General features: G+C 58.6%; 18 protein-coding genes. 9 read left to right on the top strand and 9 right to left on the bottom strand.

The features are described 5' to 3' along the window. Window positions 1–3 precede the first annotated feature (3 nt). The 3 genes from grxB to mdtH all read right to left on the bottom strand — a co-directional run bounded on the left by grxB (window position 4) and on the right by mdtH (window position 2,306). Entirely contained in the window at window positions 4–651 is a 648-nt protein-coding gene (gene grxB / locus ACSBQS_RS10110; RefSeq protein ID WP_434990415.1) for a glutaredoxin 2, read from the bottom strand. Between the two features lie 127 nt (window positions 652–778). Continuing rightward, window positions 779–1,027 (bottom strand): hypothetical protein, encoded by a 249-nt coding sequence (locus ACSBQS_RS10105; RefSeq protein WP_033643371.1) that lies wholly within the window; start codon window positions 1,025–1,027, stop codon window positions 779–781. A gap of 73 nt (window positions 1,028–1,100) precedes the next feature. Beyond that, window positions 1,101–2,306 (bottom strand): multidrug efflux MFS transporter MdtH, encoded by a 1,206-nt coding sequence (mdtH, locus tag ACSBQS_RS10100; protein ID WP_033643370.1) that lies wholly within the window; start codon window positions 2,304–2,306, stop codon window positions 1,101–1,103. Between the two features lie 346 nt (window positions 2,307–2,652). Here mdtH and rimJ point away from each other — a divergent pair, with 346 nt between their 5' ends. From rimJ to murJ, 4 genes are all read left to right on the top strand, one after another. Beyond that, window positions 2,653–3,237: a ribosomal protein S5-alanine N-acetyltransferase gene (rimJ, locus tag ACSBQS_RS10095; protein WP_033644290.1), complete on the top strand. Its 585-nt coding sequence runs from the start codon at window positions 2,653–2,655 to the stop codon at window positions 3,235–3,237. Between the two features lie 9 nt (window positions 3,238–3,246). Then, a complete protein-coding gene (locus ACSBQS_RS10090) occupies window positions 3,247–3,891 on the top strand; it encodes a YceH family protein (RefSeq protein WP_042784746.1) in 645 nt (214 codons plus the stop codon). Then, on the top strand, window positions 3,884–4,804 hold the full coding sequence (locus ACSBQS_RS10085) for a Gfo/Idh/MocA family protein (RefSeq protein WP_096242320.1): 921 nt from the start codon (window positions 3,884–3,886) through the stop codon (window positions 4,802–4,804). Before ACSBQS_RS10090 ends, ACSBQS_RS10085 begins: the two co-directional genes overlap by 8 nt. 106 nt (window positions 4,805–4,910) lie before the next feature. Next, window positions 4,911–6,446 (top strand): murein biosynthesis integral membrane protein MurJ, encoded by a 1,536-nt coding sequence (murJ, locus tag ACSBQS_RS10080; protein WP_033643367.1) that lies wholly within the window; start codon window positions 4,911–4,913, stop codon window positions 6,444–6,446. Window positions 6,447–6,512: 66 nt separating this feature from the next. Here murJ and argS read toward each other — a convergent pair whose 3' ends face one another. After that, window positions 6,513–8,243, bottom strand: coding sequence for an arginine--tRNA ligase (gene argS / locus ACSBQS_RS10075; protein ID WP_033650942.1), 1,731 nt, complete (start codon window positions 8,241–8,243; stop codon window positions 6,513–6,515). Between the two features lie 200 nt (window positions 8,244–8,443). Between argS and ACSBQS_RS10070 the strand changes: the two genes are divergently transcribed. Beyond that, window positions 8,444–8,602: a hypothetical protein gene (locus tag ACSBQS_RS10070; RefSeq protein ID WP_154219869.1), complete on the top strand. Its 159-nt coding sequence runs from the start codon at window positions 8,444–8,446 to the stop codon at window positions 8,600–8,602. Between the two features lie 475 nt (window positions 8,603–9,077). Then, complete coding sequence (locus tag ACSBQS_RS10065; RefSeq protein ID WP_197749569.1) at window positions 9,078–9,644, top strand: VOC family protein; 567 nt, start codon at window positions 9,078–9,080, stop codon at window positions 9,642–9,644. On the opposite strand, the gene ACSBQS_RS10060 is transcribed toward ACSBQS_RS10065, so the two are convergent. After that, the gene (locus ACSBQS_RS10060; RefSeq protein ID WP_197666124.1) at window positions 9,641–10,789 is read right to left on the bottom strand and encodes a MalY/PatB family protein; all 1,149 of its coding nucleotides are present in this window, start codon (window positions 10,787–10,789) and stop codon (window positions 9,641–9,643) included. The two genes, ACSBQS_RS10065 and ACSBQS_RS10060, sit on opposite strands and share 4 nt — an antisense overlap. Before the next feature lie 101 nt (window positions 10,790–10,890). Between ACSBQS_RS10060 and cutC the strand changes: the two genes are divergently transcribed. The 3 genes from cutC to ACSBQS_RS10045 all read left to right on the top strand — a co-directional run bounded on the left by cutC (window position 10,891) and on the right by ACSBQS_RS10045 (window position 14,323). Further along, window positions 10,891–11,649, top strand: coding sequence for a copper homeostasis protein CutC (cutC, locus tag ACSBQS_RS10055; protein WP_060660624.1), 759 nt, complete (start codon window positions 10,891–10,893; stop codon window positions 11,647–11,649). A 431-nt stretch (window positions 11,650–12,080) separates the two neighbouring features. Continuing rightward, window positions 12,081–12,485 (top strand): hypothetical protein, encoded by a 405-nt coding sequence (locus tag ACSBQS_RS10050; protein WP_197666125.1) that lies wholly within the window; start codon window positions 12,081–12,083, stop codon window positions 12,483–12,485. After that, the gene (locus ACSBQS_RS10045; protein ID WP_434990410.1) at window positions 12,482–14,323 is read left to right on the top strand and encodes an FKBP-type peptidyl-prolyl cis-trans isomerase N-terminal domain-containing protein; all 1,842 of its coding nucleotides are present in this window, start codon (window positions 12,482–12,484) and stop codon (window positions 14,321–14,323) included. The genes ACSBQS_RS10050 and ACSBQS_RS10045 overlap by 4 nt, the downstream gene beginning before the upstream one ends. A gap of 36 nt (window positions 14,324–14,359) precedes the next feature. Here the strand turns inward: ACSBQS_RS10045 and cmoB are convergent, their stop codons facing one another. The 4 genes from cmoB to ACSBQS_RS10025 form a co-directional block, all read right to left on the bottom strand. Then, window positions 14,360–15,331 carry a tRNA 5-methoxyuridine(34)/uridine 5-oxyacetic acid(34) synthase CmoB gene (cmoB, locus tag ACSBQS_RS10040; RefSeq protein WP_197666126.1) on the bottom strand — a complete coding sequence of 324 codons (972 nt, stop codon included), beginning with the start codon at window positions 15,329–15,331 and terminating at the stop codon, window positions 14,360–14,362. Further along, window positions 15,328–16,071, bottom strand: a complete 744-nt coding sequence (gene cmoA / locus ACSBQS_RS10035; RefSeq protein WP_033650946.1) for a carboxy-S-adenosyl-L-methionine synthase CmoA — start codon at window positions 16,069–16,071, stop codon at window positions 15,328–15,330. The genes cmoB and cmoA overlap by 4 nt, the downstream gene beginning before the upstream one ends. 102 nt (window positions 16,072–16,173) lie before the next feature. Continuing rightward, window positions 16,174–16,569 (bottom strand): MAPEG family protein, encoded by a 396-nt coding sequence (locus tag ACSBQS_RS10030; protein WP_004932387.1) that lies wholly within the window; start codon window positions 16,567–16,569, stop codon window positions 16,174–16,176. Window positions 16,570–16,671: 102 nt separating this feature from the next. After that, window positions 16,672–17,487: a DUF72 domain-containing protein gene (locus ACSBQS_RS10025; RefSeq protein WP_096242837.1), complete on the bottom strand. Its 816-nt coding sequence runs from the start codon at window positions 17,485–17,487 to the stop codon at window positions 16,672–16,674. Window positions 17,488–17,492 lie beyond the last annotated feature (5 nt).

Below are 17,492 nucleotides of genomic sequence, written 5' to 3'. Positions count from 1 at the left end.
ACGTTATTGTTCCATATCCAGCAGCAACGGCACTTCGCTGCGCTGCGCCATGCGGTTGCGGTAGGCTTCCACGTTGTCCGGCAGGGCAACCCCGGCGACGATCGACAATGAGCGCAGCAGCGGGAACAGATGAATATCGTCCTCAGAAAGCTCGCCGTTCACGGCGTCGGCGGAGACGATCAGCGGTGACAGCGTTTGCAGGTCGGCCTCCAGTTCGGCGATCAGATCGGCGCTGTTGGCGAGATGCTCGGCGAAATCACCGATTGACGCCTGCTTTTTATCGATAAAGTAACGGCGGGCGCTGTCGGTGGCAAATTCTTCGAAATCGGCATGCGCAATACGCGACAACAGCAATTTGGCCGCATAACTGTCGACCCGGCGCAACCACTCGGCGATGGCCGGGTTGGTGCGGCCGGTCAGCACCGGTTTGCCGTCCAAGCCATCGATATAGCGCACGATATCCAGGCTTTCCGGCATTGCTTCGCCGTCGTCTTTGATCAGGATCGGCACCATTTTTTTGCCAATCAGATTGAACGGGGTCGTTTCATCGTCGTTGAGCAACGTGACCAGGCGAATCGGCAGATGTTTCAGGCCGAAAATCATGCGGGCTTTAACGCAGAATGGGCAATGATCGTAAATGAACAGTTTCATGCTTGCTCCGGGTTGTCAGGTTTTAACAGCAATAGTTACCACAGCTTATCGAGGCTGTCTTGAAACGCGTGTGTTGGATGGTGCGTTATTGCGATATTGCCCGCGCAACAGGCGCGGGCGAGGAGTGCTATTTCTTGACCGGTACCGAGTTGAGCACATCGATCAGGTGAATGCGGGCTTGTTCCAAATCGATCTGATCGCGTTCGTTGGCGGCGGTGACGACCTGCAGCTGTTTGATAATATCGTTTTTCAGGCCGGCGTCGCTGGCGAGGATATGCGCCAGCGCCTTTTCCACCAAGGTGGAGCGCGCATAAATCATGCGCAAGTTCAGTATCATATGTTCGAGTAGTTGCGGTAATTTGGCTTCTTCGCTCATGCCGACGGGCTCCTGTGGGTGTTTTTACTAACAGGATAGCAGCTGTTGCTGATTCGGCCGGATTTCTATGGCGTTAGCCGCCGCGCAGTATCACCGACGCGTTGCGCCGCGGGCTGAATTGCCAGTACAGCGCCAGCAGCGTGGCGAAGCCTACGGCGCCGAGCAGCAGCCAGGGCAGCTCCGGCATGTTCATCATCCGCCCGGTATCGTACATCCAACCGCCGCCGGTATATCCCAACGCACCGCCCAACGCCAGCCCGAGGCGGCTGAATCCCATGTAGCTGCCGCGCGCCCGCGGATCGGCCAGCGACGCGCTGAGCGTTTCGCGCGCCGGCTCGGCGATGATCGAACCCAGATAGAAACAGCAGATCAGCGTGAACACGCCTTGCAGGCTGCTGGCAAGGCCGATCGGCAGCAGGCTGAGCGTCATCAGCAGCAGGCCCGCCATCAGGCGTTGTTCAAGCCGAAAATGTTTTTCACCCCAACGCGCCAGCGGATAGAGCAGCGACAGCGACAGCGCCGCTTCGATCGCGTACATCCATTTCACCGCCGCCGGTGAGCCGGCAATTTCATTGACCACGATCGGCAGCATCAGCATCACCTGTACCGCCAGCATATAGTAGCCGGTCAGCGTCAGGACATAGGTGAGGAAGCGGCGATCGCGCACGACCCGCAACATGCCTTCTTTCATCGGTACGCGCACGGTGGAGATGCGATAAGCCGGCAGTAACCAGGCGTTCCAGCCGGCGGCCAGCACGAAGATCGCCGCCCCGACCCAGCAGACAAAGTGGAAATCGTATTGCAGCAGCCAACTGCCGATCAGCGCGCCGACTACCGCGCCGGCGCTGTCCTGCATCATCAACAGCGAGAAAAAGCGGCCGCGTTCGTGCGGACGGGTCAGTTTGATCACCAAAGCGGTGCGCGGCGGATCGAACAGCGTGCCGCCGAGGGCCGACAGCGCGCAGGAGAACCACAGGATCCACGGCGCATCGGCCATCGCCATGGTGGCGAAACCGGCGGCGCGCAGCAGCATGCCGGTGACGATCATCGGCTTGGCGCCAAAGCGATCGGCGACCGCGCCGCCAAAGATGCCGAGCCCTTGTTGCAGCAACTGACGCAAACCCAGCGCGATGCCGACGATCAGCGCCGCCCATCCCAGTTGATCGACGAAGCGGATCGAAATAAGCGGGAACACGACAAAGAAGCCTAAAACCACCAGCAGGTTGTCGAGCAACAGAAAATATTTACCCAAGCTGCGCGCTTGCGACACCAGAGACATGCATCACCATGAGCAATTAAGAGAGAGGGGGAAGGCAACCCCACCATTCTCTACCCAATTGGCGGACGGCGACAGGGGCGGAGTAGATAATATTTTTTTATCGTCAAGGTGTTACCTGAACTGCAAAATTGGCGGAAAAACGCCGTAAAACGCGTATTCGGCGATTTACTGAGCGGCCGGTATTTTACCTCGGGGGCGGCCTACGGTTATATTGAATGCAAGGGAGCGCGGTTCTGAGGCGCTATTGGCAACATAAAGTCATGGCCTCAGATTGGCGTCGGATAATTATCCACGAGGCTTCCTAATAAATACTTCTTATCGAACCGTTTTGACCGCGGGGGAAATGATGTTCGGCTACCGCTCTGCATCGCCAAAAGTACGTCTTACTACCGACCGGATGGTGGTCCGTTTAGTGCATGAACGGGACGCCTATCGTCTGGCGGACTATTATGCCGAGAACCGGACCTTTCTCAAACCCTGGGAGCCGGTGCGCGATGAAAGCCATTGTTATCCGTCCGGCTGGCAGGCGCGCCTGGGGATGATCGCTGAAATGCAAAAGCAGGGCAGCGCCTACTATTTTATCCTGCTCGATCCGGAAGAGCAGGAAGTCCGCGGCGTGGCGAACTTCAGCAACGTGTTGCGCGGTTCGTTTCACGCCTGTTTCCTCGGTTATTCGCTGGGGGAGAAATGGCAGGGGCAGGGGTTGATGTTCGAAGCCTTGCAGTCCGCCATCCGCTATATGCTGCGCCAACAGCGCATGCACCGCATCATGGCCAACTATATGCCGCATAACCAGCGCAGCGGCGCATTGCTGACGCGTCTGGGATTCGAACGCGAAGGTTACGCCAAAGATTACCTGCTGATCGACGGCAAGTGGCAAGACCACGTTTTGACGGCATACACCAATAAAGAGTGGCTACCCCCACGTTGAGGCCAAACGATGAAATATGAATTGAACGCCAAAGAGGCCCGGGTCATCGGCTGCCTGTTGGAAAAACAGGTGACGACGCCGGACCAATACCCGCTTTCGCTTAACGCCATTACCCTGGCCTGTAACCAAAAGACCAACCGCGAGCCGGTGATGGATCTGAGCGAAAGCGAGGTGCAGCAACTCCTCGATCTGTTGCTGCGCAAACATTTCCTGCGCACCCTCAGCGGGTTCGGCAATCGGGTCGTGAAATACGAGCAGCGGTTTTGCAATTCCGAGTTTGGCCAGCTGAAGCTCTCTCCCGCCGAACTGGCGGTGATCGCCACCTTACTGCTGCGCGGCGCGCAAACGCCGGGCGAGCTGCGCACGCGCACCAACCGAATGCACGAGTTCAGCGATGTCAGCGAGGTCGAACAGGTGCTGCAGCAGTTGACCACGCGCGAAGACGGCCCGTTCGTAGTGCGCCTGGCGCGCGAGCCGGGCAAGCGCGAAAGCCGCTTCATGCATCTGTTCAGCGGGCCAATCGATGAGGCGCCGCCGGCGCTCGAGTCGGAGATCGACGGTGAATTGAGCGCCAGGGTCAGCGCGTTGGAAAACGACGTGGCGGAGCTGAAACGGCAGGTGCAGCAACTGTTGGCGAGGGAAACACATGACTAAATTGCGCGTGGGCGTGGTGGGGCTGGGCAGCATCGCGCAGAAGGCCTACCTGCCGATCCTCAGTCAGGCGGCGGACTGGACGCTGGTGGGCGGCTTCTCGCCTAATCAACAGAAAGCGCAGCCGCTGTGCGACAGCTACCGCATGGCCTGTTTCCCTCGGCTGGACAACTTGGCCGAACAGTGCGATGCGGTCTTTGTCCACAGCAGCACCGCCAGCCATTTTTCGGTCATTGGCGAGCTGCTTAACCGTGGCGTACATGTTTACGTCGATAAACCGCTGGCGGAAACGCTGGAGCAGGGCGAGCAGTTGCTTGAGTTGGCCGAGCGGCGGGGCAAAACGCTGATGGTGGGGTTCAACCGCCGTTTCGCGCCGCTTTACCGCCAACTCAAGCAGCAAATGAATCAGCCCGCCTCCATTCGCATGGATAAACATCGGGCGGACAGCGTCGGCCCTCACGATCTGCGCTTTACCCTGCTGGATGACTATCTGCACGTGGTGGACACCGCCCTGTGGCTGGCGGGCGGAGGCGAGCAACTGCTGAGCGGCAGCGTGCACGCCAACGCTGCAGGCGAAATGCTGTACGCCGAGCACCACTTCGCCTGTGGCGATACGCTGGTGACGACCAGTATGCATCGCCGCGGCGGCAGCCAGCGCGAAAGCGTGCAGGCGGTGACAGACGGCGCGCGGTATCAGTTGACCGATATGCGCCACTGGCTGCGCGAAGATGCGCAGGGCGAGTTGGAACAGCCGGTGCCGGGTTGGCAAAGCACGCTGGTGCAACGCGGTTTCGACGGGGCGGTGCGGCATTTCCTCTGCGCCGTCGCCAATCAGAGCGCGCCGGAAACCGGCGGCGAGCAGGCGCTGGTTGCGCAGCGGGTGGTCGAGCGTTTGTTACGCGATAACTCTATGTAACATATGGCGGTAGCTATTCTTTTCCGGATGCGTAAACTGAGCCGATTGTTTCACTGACGCCTGCTGTTGCAGGCGTTGATATTTACGGTACCTATCAGACAACCACATGAACCTACTCAAATCCTTGGCTGCCGTCAGCTCGATGACGATGTTTTCGCGGGTGTTGGGCTTTGCCCGCGATGCGATCGTCGCGCGCGTGTTCGGGGCCGGCATGGCAACGGACGCCTTCTTCGTGGCGTTCAAACTTCCTAACCTGCTGCGTCGTATCTTTGCCGAAGGCGCATTTTCGCAGGCTTTCGTGCCGATCCTGGCGGAATATAAGAGCCAGCAGGGCGAGGAAGCGACGCGCACCTTTATCGCCTATGTCTCCGGGCTGTTGACGTTGGTGCTGGCGGTGGTGACGGTGCTGGGGATGCTGGCCGCGCCCTGGGTGATCTATATCACTGCGCCGGGCTTTACCGATACGCCCGACAAGTTTGCGCTGACGTCGGCGCTGCTGCGCATTACCTTCCCCTATATTCTATTGATTTCGCTGGCCTCGCTGGTGGGGGCGATCCTCAATACCTGGAACCGTTTCTCGATCCCGGCCTTTGCGCCAACGCTGCTTAACGTCAGCATGATCGGCTTCGCGCTGTTCGCCGCGCCGTATTTCCACCCGCCGGTGCTGGCGCTGGCGTGGGCGGTGGTGGTCGGCGGCGTGCTGCAACTGGGCTATCAGCTGCCGCACCTGCGCAAGATCGGCATGCTGGTGCTGCCGCGCATCAAATTGGGCGACGCCGGGGTCTGGCGGGTGATGCGCCAGATGGGGCCGGCGATCCTTGGGGTGTCGGTCAGCCAAATCTCGCTGATCATCAACACGATCTTCGCATCGTTCCTGGTGTCCGGCTCGGTGTCCTGGATGTACTATGCCGACCGCCTGATGGAGTTTCCTTCCGGCGTGCTGGGCGTGGCATTGGGCACCATCCTGCTGCCGTCGCTGGCCAAAAGCTTCTCGAGCGGCAACCACGACGAGTATTCGCGCCTGATGGATTGGGGGCTGCGCCTGTGCTTTCTGCTGGCGCTGCCGAGCGCCATTGCGCTGGGTATTTTGGCCAAACCGTTGACCGTCTCGCTGTTCCAGTACGGCAAGTTCAGCGCCTTTGACGCGGCGATGACGCAACGCGCGCTGGTGGCTTACTCGGTGGGGCTGATGGGGCTGATCGTGGTTAAGGTGCTGGCGCCGGGCTTTTATTCGCGTCAGGACATCAAAACGCCGGTCAAGATCGCCATCATTACGCTGATCATGACGCAGGTGATGAACCTGGCGTTTATCGGTCCGCTGAAGCATGCCGGCCTGGCGCTGTCGATCGGTTTGGCGGCCTGCCTGAACGCCGCGCTGCTGTATTGGCAGCTGCGCAAGCAGAAAATCTTCCAGCCACAGCCGGGTTGGGCGCTGTTCCTCACCAAGCTGGTGATTGCCGTGCTGGTGATGTCGGCCGTGCTGATTGGCTTGATGTGGCTGATGCCGGCCTGGGATCAGGGCAACATGCTGGAGCGTTTGCTGCGCTTGGCGGCGGTGGTGGTGGCCGGTGTGGTAGCCTACTTCGGCGTGCTGGCCGGGTTGGGTTTCCGCCCGCGTGATTTCGCGCGCCGGGTCGTCTGAGCCGAGTGAAAGCGTAAAAAAAAAAGGTCGCCACGGCGACCTTTTTGCTTTTCTGCGCGGCGCGGTTTACATGCGCTCGACGGTTTCGATGCCCAGCGTATCCAGGCCGGTTTTCAGCGTTTTGGCGGTCAGCAGCGCCAGCTTCAGGCGGCTCTGACGGGCTTCTTCGCTGTCGGCGTTGAGGATCTGGCAGTGCTCGTAGAAGCCGGAGAACAAGCCGGCCAGATCGTACAGGTAGCTGCACATGACGTGCGGCGTGCCTTCACGCGCGACGGCGGTGAGCACCTCTTCGAACTGCAGCAGGCGAGTGGCCAGCGCAATTTCACGCTCTTCGGTCAGGGTCAGCGGCAGCGTCAGGCTGCTTTCGTCGATCCCGGCGCGTTTGAATACCGATGCCACACGGGTATAGGCGTATTGCATGTAAGGCGCGGTATTGCCTTCGAAGGCCAGCATGTTATCCCAGTCGAAAACATAGTCGGTGGTGCGGCTTTTCGACAGATCGGCGTATTTCACCGCGCCGATACCGACCACGCGAGCGATGGTCTTCATTTCGTCTTCCGGCATGTCCGGGTTTTTGCCGGCGATCAACTGTTCGGCGCGTTCGATGGCTTCATCCAGCAGATCGGAGAGCTTCACGGTGCCGCCTGAGCGGGTTTTGAACGGCTTGCCGTCTTTGCCCAGCATCATGCCGAACATGTGATGTTCCAGCGAGACGGACTCCGGCACATAACCGGCTTTGCGCACGATGGTCCAGGCCTGCATCAGGTGCTGATGCTGGCGGGAATCGATGTAATACAGCACGCGATTGGCGCCCAGGGTCTCGTAGCGATACTTGGCGCAGGCGATATCGGTGGTGGTATAGAGGTAGCCGCCATCCTTTTTCTGGATGATGACGCCCATCGGGTCGCCGTCCTTGTTCTGGTATTCGTCGAGGAACACCACGGTGGCGCCTTCGCTTTCCACCGCCAGCCCTTTGGCTTTCAGATCGGCGACGATGCCCGGCAGCATCGCGTTATACAGGCTTTCGCCCATCACGTCGTCTTCGGTCAGCGTGACGTTCAGGCGGTTATAGGTCAGCTGGTTTTGCGCCATGGTGATGTCGACCAGCTTGCGCCACATTTTCAGGCAGTATTGATCGCCGCCCTGCAGCTTCACGACGTAAGCGCGTGCGCGCTCGGCGAACTCGGCGTCTTCATCGTAATGCTTCTTGGCTTCGCGGTAGAACTGCTCGAGATCGGACAAGCCCATATCGCTGGCGTTTTCATTCTGCATTTTTTCCAGGTAGGCAATCAGCATGCCGAACTGGGTGCCCCAGTCGCCGACGTGGTTGGCGCGGATCACTTTATGGCCCAGAAACTCCTGAGTACGCGCTGCGGCGTCGCCGATGATGGTGGAGCGCAGGTGGCCGACGTGCATTTCTTTCGCCACGTTCGGCGCGGAATAGTCGATAACGATGGTTTGCGGTTCAACCGGCGCAATGCCCAATTTCGGTGCGTTCAGCACCTGGTCGGCCTGGCGGGCGACCCAGTCGCTGTTCAGGAAGATATTGATAAAGCCGGGGCCGGCGATTTCCACTTTACTGGCGACGTCGCCGAGATCCAGCAGTTGCACCACTTTTTCCGCCAGCTGACGGGGCGGCATGCCCAGCTTTTTGGCGACTGACATCACGCCGTTGGCCTGGTAATCACCAAACTGCGCCTTGGCGGATGGGCGGACCTGCGCTTCGCAATCGGCTGGCGCGCCAGCGGCGATCAGCGCCTGGCTGACTTTATCTGAAAGAAGAACCTGAATATTCACCGGGTTACCTTAATGACGAACGAGGGGCCGAAACCAGCCCCCGAGGGATTCAACGGTGGTGGCCAACGGCGCGCGGGCGGCGGCGACCTCCACAAAACAGCCTGCAATTGTAACCGATCTGAGGGAGCCCGTCAGCAGTTGGCGCGACCGCAGCGATGAAACAGTTGCGGAGGCGCGCGTTATTGCCGTGGGGATAAAAGATGGACAACCGAGAGAAGATATACGGTGGAAAAAATGAGGGGCTAGCGTTTTTTATTGCGGCGACCGGAATCCAGCGTATTGGTGCTGCGAGATTTAAAATGACGGTAGATGGCGTATACGGCGATAATTATCAACACCAAGGATATCGTCAGCAATAACATAATGATCATCTCTAATTTAAATTTCCCCCAAAGTAGCCGAGTTGAGTGGGTGAATCAATTGCCCGGCATTAAATTAAGATAATCCTTAGTTTTCCATCATTTTTTGCGCGGCATTCTCTTTGTTTACAATTGGTTAAACTTCATGTTTTGTGTGACTTATATAAGTGGGTGAGGTTTGATTAAGCGAAAAAAATCAATCGATTTAGCCCGCAGGTGGCGGAGGGTTTTGTGCAAAATAACTTAAATCTTACTGTCATAAGGAAATGATATAATGGCCTGCGAAAAATCCTATTTTTTATTTAATTGCCGAACTAATAAGCTGCCATCTCAATAAACGCTGGGTTTTTCGTCCCCCATCCAGAACCGAAAATTATGCTGTACTGCCGCTGAAAAATCTCGCCACTCTGGCGAGCGCCGTCGCCACCGTGTAAATTACGGCCTTTAACTTTGCGCTCGTTGTTTTGAGGTTTCTATGACCAATCCCTTGCAGGCCATTGCCGAGCTTGACGATCTGAGGCTCGACCTGCCGCGTTTCGAGCAGGCGTTGCAACAATTCGCCGCCAGATTGCAGCTTGACCTGTCCTCGTTTACCGCCGATCACATTTCCTTGCGCTGTCACCAGAACGCGACCGCCGAACGCTGGCGCCAGGGATTGATACAGTGCGGGACACTGTTGTCCGAATCGATGATCAACGGGCGGCCTATCTGTCTGTTTGATTTACAGCAGCCGCTGGCCGTGGGGCCGTGGCGGATAGATTGCGTCGAGCTGCCGTATCCCGGGGAGAAACGGTATCCGCATGAAGGGTGGGAACATGTCGAGCTAGTGCTGAGCGGCGATCCGCAGACGTTGCACGCCCGCGCGCTGAGCCATCTCGCTGATGAAGCGTTGCTGGCGCCGGGGATCAAACTGAAGCAAAGCTCGCCAAAAGGCGAGGGCGAGCGGTTGCCGAATCCGACGCTGGCCATCACCGATGGAACGGTCACGATCAAGTTTCATCCTTACTCCATTCGGGACATTGTCGCCAGCGAGCAAGGCTAGTCGAACAGCGTGGCGCAGGCCCGCGCCATGCGATCGAGCGCTTCATCGAGCAGAGCCCGCCGGCAACCGAAGTTCAGTCGTACAAAGCGCCGATCGCCGAAATCCAAACCGGCGCTTAATCCAACGCCCGCGCGCTCGAAGAACTGATGCGGATTGTCCACCGGCAACGCGCCGCAGTCGATCCAGGCCAAATAGGTGGCTTCAATCGGCAACAACTTCAATCCCGGCATGGCGTTGATGCGTTCTGTCACCCGATCGCGATTGGCGCGCAGATAAATCAACTGCTCGTCCAGCCAGGGTTGCCCGTATTGATAGGCCGCCTGGGCGGCGACCAGCGCCAGCAGATTGACCTCCGGCACGATGCCGCTGCGCGCGCGTTTCAGCTTTTGTCGCAGCGCCTCATTAGGGACGATCGCCATCGAGGCGCCCAGCCCGGCGAGATTAAACGCCTTTGACGGCGACATCAGCGTTACGCTGCGCTGGGCCGCGTCTTCGCTCAGGGTGGCGAAAGGAATATGCCGTGCGCCGGGTTCAAGCAGCAATTCGCAGTGGATTTCATCCGAACAGACGATTAAATCGTGCTCGCGGGCGAACTGATGGTGCTGCGACAGCTCTTCTCGACGATAAACGGTGCCTCCGGGATTTTGCGGGTTGCACAGCAGCAGGAGCTTCTCATTGCCGCTGAGCTGCCCATGCAGCGCGGAAAAATCCAGCACCCAACGTTGGCCTGTTGCCGCCAGCGGTACCGAGAGGTGCTTGCGCCCGGCGAATTTGGCCGCTTTGCGAAATGGCGGATAAATGGGGCTGGGCGCGAGCGTGCTCTGATGGTCTTCGGTGAAGGCGCGCACGCACAGGTTCAGGCCGCACACCAGGCCGGGCAGGAAAAGGATCCATTCAGGCTTGATGTGCCAGCGGTAGCGCTCTACCATGCGGCGGGTAAAAACCTCAAGAAGATCGGGGGATGGGTGCGTGTAGCCGAACACGCCGTGCGCCACGCGCCGCTGCAAGGCGTCGATGACCGCCGGCGGGGAGGCGAAGTCGCTGTCGGCGACCCACAGCGGAATGATGTCGCGGTCGCGATATTTATCCCACTTAACGCTGTCACTGTGACTGCGGTCTACCCATTGATCAAAATTGAATGCCATAGTTACAACCCTGAGCCGGTTTATGCCTAAGCATGAGCCTACGTGAGAAATGAAGAAATGAACAATTGCCGCCGTATGTTGGCCGTTATCTGGGGGTGACAATGATAAAACTGGAAGTTTGTTGCTTTAGCGTCGACTGCGCGCTAACGGCCGAACGGGCGGGCGCCGATCGTATCGAGTTATGCGCCAGCCAGAGCGAGGGCGGATTGACGCCGAGTTATGGCACGCTGCGTTTGGCGCGGGAACGGGTTTCGATTCCGGTTCATCCGATCGTACGCCCTCGCGGTGGCGATTTCTGTTATGGCGCGGTGGATTTCGAGGTGATCAAGCAGGATATCCGCCAGATCCGCGAGTTGGGATTCCCCGGCGTGGTCGTCGGCATGCTGGACGAAGAAGGGCATATCGATCTGCCGCGCATGCGCGAGGTAATGGCGTTGTGCGAGGGGATGGCCGTCACGTTCCATCGCGCATTCGACATGTGCCAAAACCCGATGGTGGCGCTGGAGCAACTGACCGACCTGGGCGTGGCGCGCATTCTGACTTCCGGTCAACAGCAGAGCGCCGAACTGGGCCTGCCGCTGTTGCGTGATTTGCGTCAGGCCAGCCAGGGCCCGGTGATCATGGCGGGCGCCGGCGTGCGTCTGAGCAATTTGCACAAGTTTGTCGATATCGGCCTGCATGAATTGCACAGCTCTTCCGGCCATCTGGTGCCATCGACCATGCGTTATCGCAAGGCGGGGGTCACCATGTGTTCCGATAACGAGTTTGACGAATTTAGCCATTATTGCGTGGATGGCGAAATGGTGGAGGCGATGAAAAACGCGCTGGCCTTGGTTGACCCCTTGGCGCAAAGCGCATAAACACGCAGCTAACCGCGTTTGATAACCGGTTTCCGGGCCGTAAGACCCCTTTGCGTGTCACTGAGCCTTCGGCGATCACGCAAGTACCAGGCCCCGGCGTTTTGCCGGGGCTTTTTTTATGTCTTGTTAAGACACTGGCCCATTCCTGCACTGTTGCTCGCTCGGTCAGGCGCCATCTCTTCTCTTGCGCTCGTCATGCCCTACTGATAAGTTTGTGAGTTAAAATCCTTTAAATATCATAATATTAAATGATTTTTTTGGTATGTATTGTCGTGGTGAATGATTTGCGCTCTGCCGCTCATTATCGCGTCTGCATTTTATACCTGTTCACCGCCGGTTTTTATGGCCGGAACATCACAGCACCAATGAGGAGAGCCGTCGGCGCAGCCACAGAGCACATCGACGGCGGACTTTACAAGGAGATAACGATAATGACCCGAACGGCACACTGTTGGACCGCTGCGCTTTTACTGACGTTGGCCCTGACCGGCTGCCAGACCGCCAAGCGGCCCGTTTCTACATTGAGTAGGCCGCCCAGCGCAGAAGAAGTTGCGGAGCAGGATAAGCGGCAGCGTGAGGCCGAGCGCATGCAGCAGTGCCAACGCGAACTGGATGCCATGCGCGGCATGGATAACGAGAAATATCAGAAATTCAAACGCGAGTTCGATACCTTGATGAGCGGTGCGGCGCAGTATGCCGGCGTGCGCCAGCGGATCAATACGGGCACGCAGGAAACCGTCGATGCGCTGTATCGTTATCGCACCAGCCGTCTCTGCGCAGACATCAGTTCTGCAATGATGACCGGTCTGGCTGAGCGCGGAGAACGCGCCCAATGACCCCGCGTGCGAGAAAGGCACTGCTGAGCCTGATGATATCGCTGGCGCTTGCGCCAACGCTGGCCGTGGCGGATGACGATGTGCCTGCATTATTGCAGTTTGCCGAGCGCTACCAGCAACAGGATGCACCGGCGGCTGACGCCGCGGTTACCCCGCCCCGGGAAATCCAAAAGCCGGCGTCCCGGCCGGTTCAACTTCGTGAAACGGCTGCGCAGAGAAAGCAACTGACGCAGTTGCAAAAGGCGCTGCGTGAGAAAGAGACTCGACTGGAACAACAGCAAGCCGCTATTCAATCACTGCAGCAGGAGCTGACCGCGTTGCGCGTCGCGTCTTCCCTGGCGGTTGCCGATAAACCGGCTCCGGCGCCCGATCTGAGCGCGTTGAGCGACTTTGCCAGCGGCGTGCGACAGGCGCTGAACCTGACGCCGCAGGAGCGTAAGGCTCAGGCGCAAATCGCTGAGGCGCAAGCGGCGTTAGCGCGGCAAAAGCAGCAAACCGAGGAGCGGGATCGACGCATCGCATCGCTGGAGCAACGGTTGGCGGCCTTGCCAAAACAGTCTGATAACGCGCAGCAACAGGTTTGGCAGGAGAAACTGGCGGCGGCGCAAGCTGCCAATGATAAAGCGCGCCAGCGTTATGAACAGGACCAAAAAGCGGCCGCCGCTGAACTGGAACAGCAGAAGGCCGAAGCCGCCAAGGCGCTCGGCGTACTGCAACAACAACTGACGCAGTTGCAAAAAGAGCAGGAAAGCCAACGCCAGCAGGGTGGGCAGCAAGAGAAAAACCTGAAGATGGCGCTCGAGCAGCAAAAGGCCGAGGCTGCCAAAACGACGGGGGAACTTCAGCAGCAGTTGGCAGCGCTGCAAAAAGAGCGTGATGACCAACGCCAGCAGGCCGAGCAGCAAGAGAAAAACCTGAAGATGGCGCTGGAGCAACAAAAGATCGAGGCCGCCAAAGCGGCGGGTGAACTTCAGCAGCTGGCGCAGCTGCAGGAAAAAAACAAGACGCAAACCGAACAAGCTAAAGCGTTGGAACAACGTTTGGCGGTGGTAACGGCGGAAAGCGCGCAGGCTGCGCAGCAACGGGATAAAGCGGCGCAACAGGCGGATAAAACGGCGACGGAGCTGGCGGCCGCGCATCAGGCGCAGCAAGCCTTGCGTGAGGAACTGGACGGGCTGAGATCGCGGGCCAAATGGCTGCCGGATAGGCAAGCGCTGAAGAAAAAGCCGGAGCAACAGAGCTATGCCGCCGGTGTCGCTTTGGGGCGCGATATTCAAACAATGCTGGCGGAACGTAAAAATTGGGGTATCACGCCCGACAAAACCGCGCTGCTGGCGGGCGTGATCGATACCTTCAACGGCCATTACCAGTTGAGCGATGCGCAGTTGAACAGCGCACTGGCGGAGTCGGAAAAAGCGGTGAACGACGCCAGAAACCAGGCGGCGAAGACGCAGGCCAGCAAAGGTGAGGCGTTCGTTGCCGAGTTCCAAAAGAAGAAGGGCACGCAGAAGTCGCCTTCCGGTTTCTGGTATCGCATCGATTATGCGGGTGATGAGGCCATTACGGAAAACGCGCGGGTGGATATCGTGGTGAAAGAAAGTTTAACCGACGGTCGCGTGATTCAGGATATGGATCGCAGTGGGAAGGTGATGTCCCAGCCGCTCTCCGCCTATCCGCCGTTGTTCCGCGAGGCTATCGGCCATCTGAAAAATCACGGCTCGCTGACGATGGTGGTGCCGCCGGCGTTGGCGTACGGTGAAACTGGCTATGCGCCGCAGATCCCGCCAAACGCGACGATGGTTTATGAACTGCGGATTGTCGATGTCAGTAACGGGTGAAGGCGGGCCGGCGCAGGCCGGCCCGATTAGCGTGCGCTAGGGCTTTTTGGCGGTCAGCACGGCGCGCAGCGGCGCCGGATAGCCTTCGACCGTTTTGCTGCGATCGTTCGGATCGAGGAATTCGGCCAACGATTCGCTGGTCATCCAGTCAGTGCGTCGCTGCTCTTCGAGGCTGGTGACGCACATATCGGCGATCTTCACGTCGATAAAGCCGCACTTCTCCAGCCAGCATTTCAGCGCTTCGGCGGAAGGGATGAAATACACGTTGCGCATCTGCGCATAACGATCGCCCGGCACCAGCACCTGGTGACGGTCGCCTTCCACCACCAGCGTTTCCAGCACCAGCTCACCTTCAGCCACCAGCTGATTTTTCAACTGATAGAGATGATCGAGCGGCGAGCGGCGATGATACAGCACCCCCATCGAGAACACGGTGTCGAACGCCGCCAGATCCGGCAACTGCTCGATGCCGAGCGGCAGCAGATGGGCGCGCTGATCGCCGCCCAACAGTTTGCGCACGGCTTCAAACTGGCACAGGAACAGCTGCATCGGATCGATACCCACGGCGAAGTGTGCGCCGGCGCCAATCATGCGCCACAGGTGATAGCCGCTGCCACAGCCGACGTCGAGAATGGTGCGGCCGGCCAGCGGAGAAATGTGCGGCAGTACGCGATCCCATTTCCAGTCGGAATGCCATTCGGTATCGATATCGATGCCATACAGCGAGAAGGGCCCTTTGCGCCACGGCATCAGGGTGCGCAGCATTTTCTCGATGCCTTCAAGCTGGCCCGGCGACAGCCCCGGCTCCATCTCGGCGCGCACGCCGTGCAGCAGATCGAGACGGGTGGGAGTCAGCGTCGGCAAATGCTCTACCGAGTTGAACCACTGCTTGAATTTGCCGTGCAGCGATTCGCGCTGCCAGGCGCTCAGCTGAGCGGGCAGCGTATCCAGCCAGTGGCTGAGGGGGCTCTTGGCAATGCGCTGATAGAAGTCACCAAACTCGATCATTGCGCATCCCCCGCTTTCAGAGCGATCAATGAACCGAAGTTGAAGCACTGGAACCACACTTCGGCATGCTCGAATCCGGCCTGTTGCAGACGCGCCTTGTGCGCTTCCACCGAGTCGGTCAGCATCACGTTTTCCAGCATGCTGCGTTTTTGGCTGATCTCCAGCTCGCTGTACCCGTTGGCGCGCTTGAAATCGTGGTGCATGTTGAACAGCAGCTCGCCGACTTCGGCGTCTTCAAAGCTGAACTTTTCCGACAGCACCAGTGCGCCGCCCGGGCGCAGGCCACGATAAATTTTTTCCAGCAGGCGCAGGCGATCGGCCGGTTCGAGGAACTGCAGCGTAAAGTTCAGCACCACCATCGAGGCGTCTTCGATGTCGATGTCGCGAATATCGGCTTCGATGACGTCTACCGGCGTGTCGGCGCGGAAGGCGTCGATATGGCGGCGGCAACGTTCCACCATCGCCGGCGAATTGTCGACGGCGACGATAGTGCAGCCGGGCACCCTGATATTCCGCCGCATCGACAGCGTCGCCGCGCCCAGCGAGCAGCCCAGGTCATACACCCGGCTGTCGGGTTGCACAAAACGTTCGGCCAGCATGCCGATCATCGAGATGATGTTGGAATAGCCGGGAACGGAGCGTTGGATCATGTCGGGAAACACTTCGGCGACGCGTTCGTCGAAGGTCCAGTCGCCCAGTTTGGCGATGGGGGCGGAGAAAAGAGTATCGCGGTTTGGCATAGCGGCAAATCAGTTCAGAATTCGAAGCTGCGTAGTCTAACAGAAAAGCGTAAAAAAGCGGAGCGGAAGCAGGCGGCGCGGCCGCCTGATGATAAAACGGGATCAATGCAGGCTGAAAATCAGATCCCAGGGCAGATAGAAGATATTTGCCAGAACCATCAACAACAAAGAGATGTAGGTCGCGGCCATGCCCGAACGACGCCAGCGAACCTCGCGGTTGCGCAAACCGTAGTAATGCACCAGTCGCCCGGCCATCAGCATCAGGCCGCAAAGGTGGATCATCCAGATTTCCGCGCCGTTCATTTCCATAATCACCAGCAATACAGCAGCGATAGGAATGTATTCAACGGCGTTGCCATGCACGCGGATGGCGGTCTGTAATTCGTAAAAACCGCCGTCGCCGTAGGCTACGCGGTACTGCATCCTTAATCTGACAACGTCATAAGAGAGTTTGATCAACAACAATGCGCCGAGCACTACATAAAGCGCGCTTACCATTTTTAACTCCGTTCCCTAACCAAAACTGGCAGCCAGCATCATAGCCGTCATTGTATTCACTGTCGCGGGGAAATATTAGATGTTATTGGTCAGATTAATAGGTCAAAACAGTGCATCTTGCTCTGGCCAGTCCGGCGGCGCAGGCAAATCGGGGATCGCCCGGCGCAGCTGCTGCCAAATTTTTTGCGCTTGCTGGGGCGAATCGCCGTTGTCCGGCGTATGAATAAACAGATACGGTTGATGCTGTTGCTGCCACAGCGGCAGTTTTTGCTGCCAGGCTTCGAACCAGCGCAGGTTGTCGGCCAATTGGTCGCCGCCGATAAAGCGCACCAGCGGTTGGTCGGCGGTGACTAACGCGTGCACCGGCAGCTTCGGTTTTTTCTGCTGGGCATCGCGCACGGCGGCGGTATTAGGGGCGGCGTGATGCACCGGGCGGCTGTCGAGGATCACCCGATTGATGCCGCGCTGATGCAGCCCCTGATTCAACGCGCGCTCTTCCTCGCCTTTGGCGAAAAATGCCGGATGACGCACTTCGACGCCGTAAGTGAACTCCTGCGGCAGGCTTTCGAAGAACTGCCACATGCGCGGCAGCTCATCGGGGCCGAAGGCGGCTGGCAACTGCAGCCACAATTGCCCGATGCGTTGATGCACCGGGCTCAGGCAGTGGTAAAACGCCTGCAGCTCGGCGGCGCAGTTGCGCAGGGCGGCCTTATGGCTGATGTCCGACGGGAATTTGAAGCAAAAGCGAAAATCGTCGCCGGTCATGTCGCGCCAGCGCTGCACGATTTCCAGCTTCGGCAGCGCATAGAAGGTGGTGTTGCCCTCCACACAGTTGAAGTAGCGGCTGTAATCCGCCAAGTCGCGCAGCCCGATACGGTTCCAGGCTGCATGTTGCCACTGTGGCAGTCCGATGTAGATCACGG

The organism is Serratia sp. H402Y, assembly GCF_051172415.1.
Lineage (GTDB): Bacteria > Pseudomonadota > Gammaproteobacteria > Enterobacterales > Enterobacteriaceae > Serratia > Serratia ureilytica.
Note: the sequence above shows the minus strand (reverse complement) of the source record. Positions and strands in the feature narration are given on the sequence as shown.

What these genes read in the sequence shown, in the direction of transcription:
- grxB (WP_434990415.1), bottom strand. Translation starts at nt 651, where the DNA reads ATGAAACTGTTCATTTACGATCATTGCCCATTCTGCGTTAAAGCCCGC.
- ACSBQS_RS10105 (WP_033643371.1), bottom strand. Translation starts at nt 1,027, where the DNA reads ATGAGCGAAGAAGCCAAATTACCGCAACTACTCGAACATATGATACTG.
- mdtH (WP_033643370.1), bottom strand. Translation starts at nt 2,306, where the DNA reads ATGTCTCTGGTGTCGCAAGCGCGCAGCTTGGGTAAATATTTTCTGTTG.
- rimJ (WP_033644290.1), top strand. Translation starts at nt 2,653, where the DNA reads ATGTTCGGCTACCGCTCTGCATCGCCAAAAGTACGTCTTACTACCGAC.
- ACSBQS_RS10090 (WP_042784746.1), top strand. Translation starts at nt 3,247, where the DNA reads ATGAAATATGAATTGAACGCCAAAGAGGCCCGGGTCATCGGCTGCCTG.
- ACSBQS_RS10085 (WP_096242320.1), top strand. Translation starts at nt 3,884, where the DNA reads ATGACTAAATTGCGCGTGGGCGTGGTGGGGCTGGGCAGCATCGCGCAG.
- murJ (WP_033643367.1), top strand. Translation starts at nt 4,911, where the DNA reads ATGAACCTACTCAAATCCTTGGCTGCCGTCAGCTCGATGACGATGTTT.
- ACSBQS_RS10070 (WP_154219869.1), top strand. Translation starts at nt 8,444, where the DNA reads ATGGACAACCGAGAGAAGATATACGGTGGAAAAAATGAGGGGCTAGCG.
- ACSBQS_RS10065 (WP_197749569.1), top strand. Translation starts at nt 9,078, where the DNA reads ATGACCAATCCCTTGCAGGCCATTGCCGAGCTTGACGATCTGAGGCTC.
- ACSBQS_RS10060 (WP_197666124.1), bottom strand. Translation starts at nt 10,789, where the DNA reads ATGGCATTCAATTTTGATCAATGGGTAGACCGCAGTCACAGTGACAGC.
- cutC (WP_060660624.1), top strand. Translation starts at nt 10,891, where the DNA reads ATGATAAAACTGGAAGTTTGTTGCTTTAGCGTCGACTGCGCGCTAACG.
- ACSBQS_RS10050 (WP_197666125.1), top strand. Translation starts at nt 12,081, where the DNA reads ATGACCCGAACGGCACACTGTTGGACCGCTGCGCTTTTACTGACGTTG.
- ACSBQS_RS10045 (WP_434990410.1), top strand. Translation starts at nt 12,482, where the DNA reads ATGACCCCGCGTGCGAGAAAGGCACTGCTGAGCCTGATGATATCGCTG.
- cmoB (WP_197666126.1), bottom strand. Translation starts at nt 15,331, where the DNA reads ATGATCGAGTTTGGTGACTTCTATCAGCGCATTGCCAAGAGCCCCCTC.
- cmoA (WP_033650946.1), bottom strand. Translation starts at nt 16,071, where the DNA reads ATGCCAAACCGCGATACTCTTTTCTCCGCCCCCATCGCCAAACTGGGC.
- ACSBQS_RS10030 (WP_004932387.1), bottom strand. Translation starts at nt 16,569, where the DNA reads ATGGTAAGCGCGCTTTATGTAGTGCTCGGCGCATTGTTGTTGATCAAA.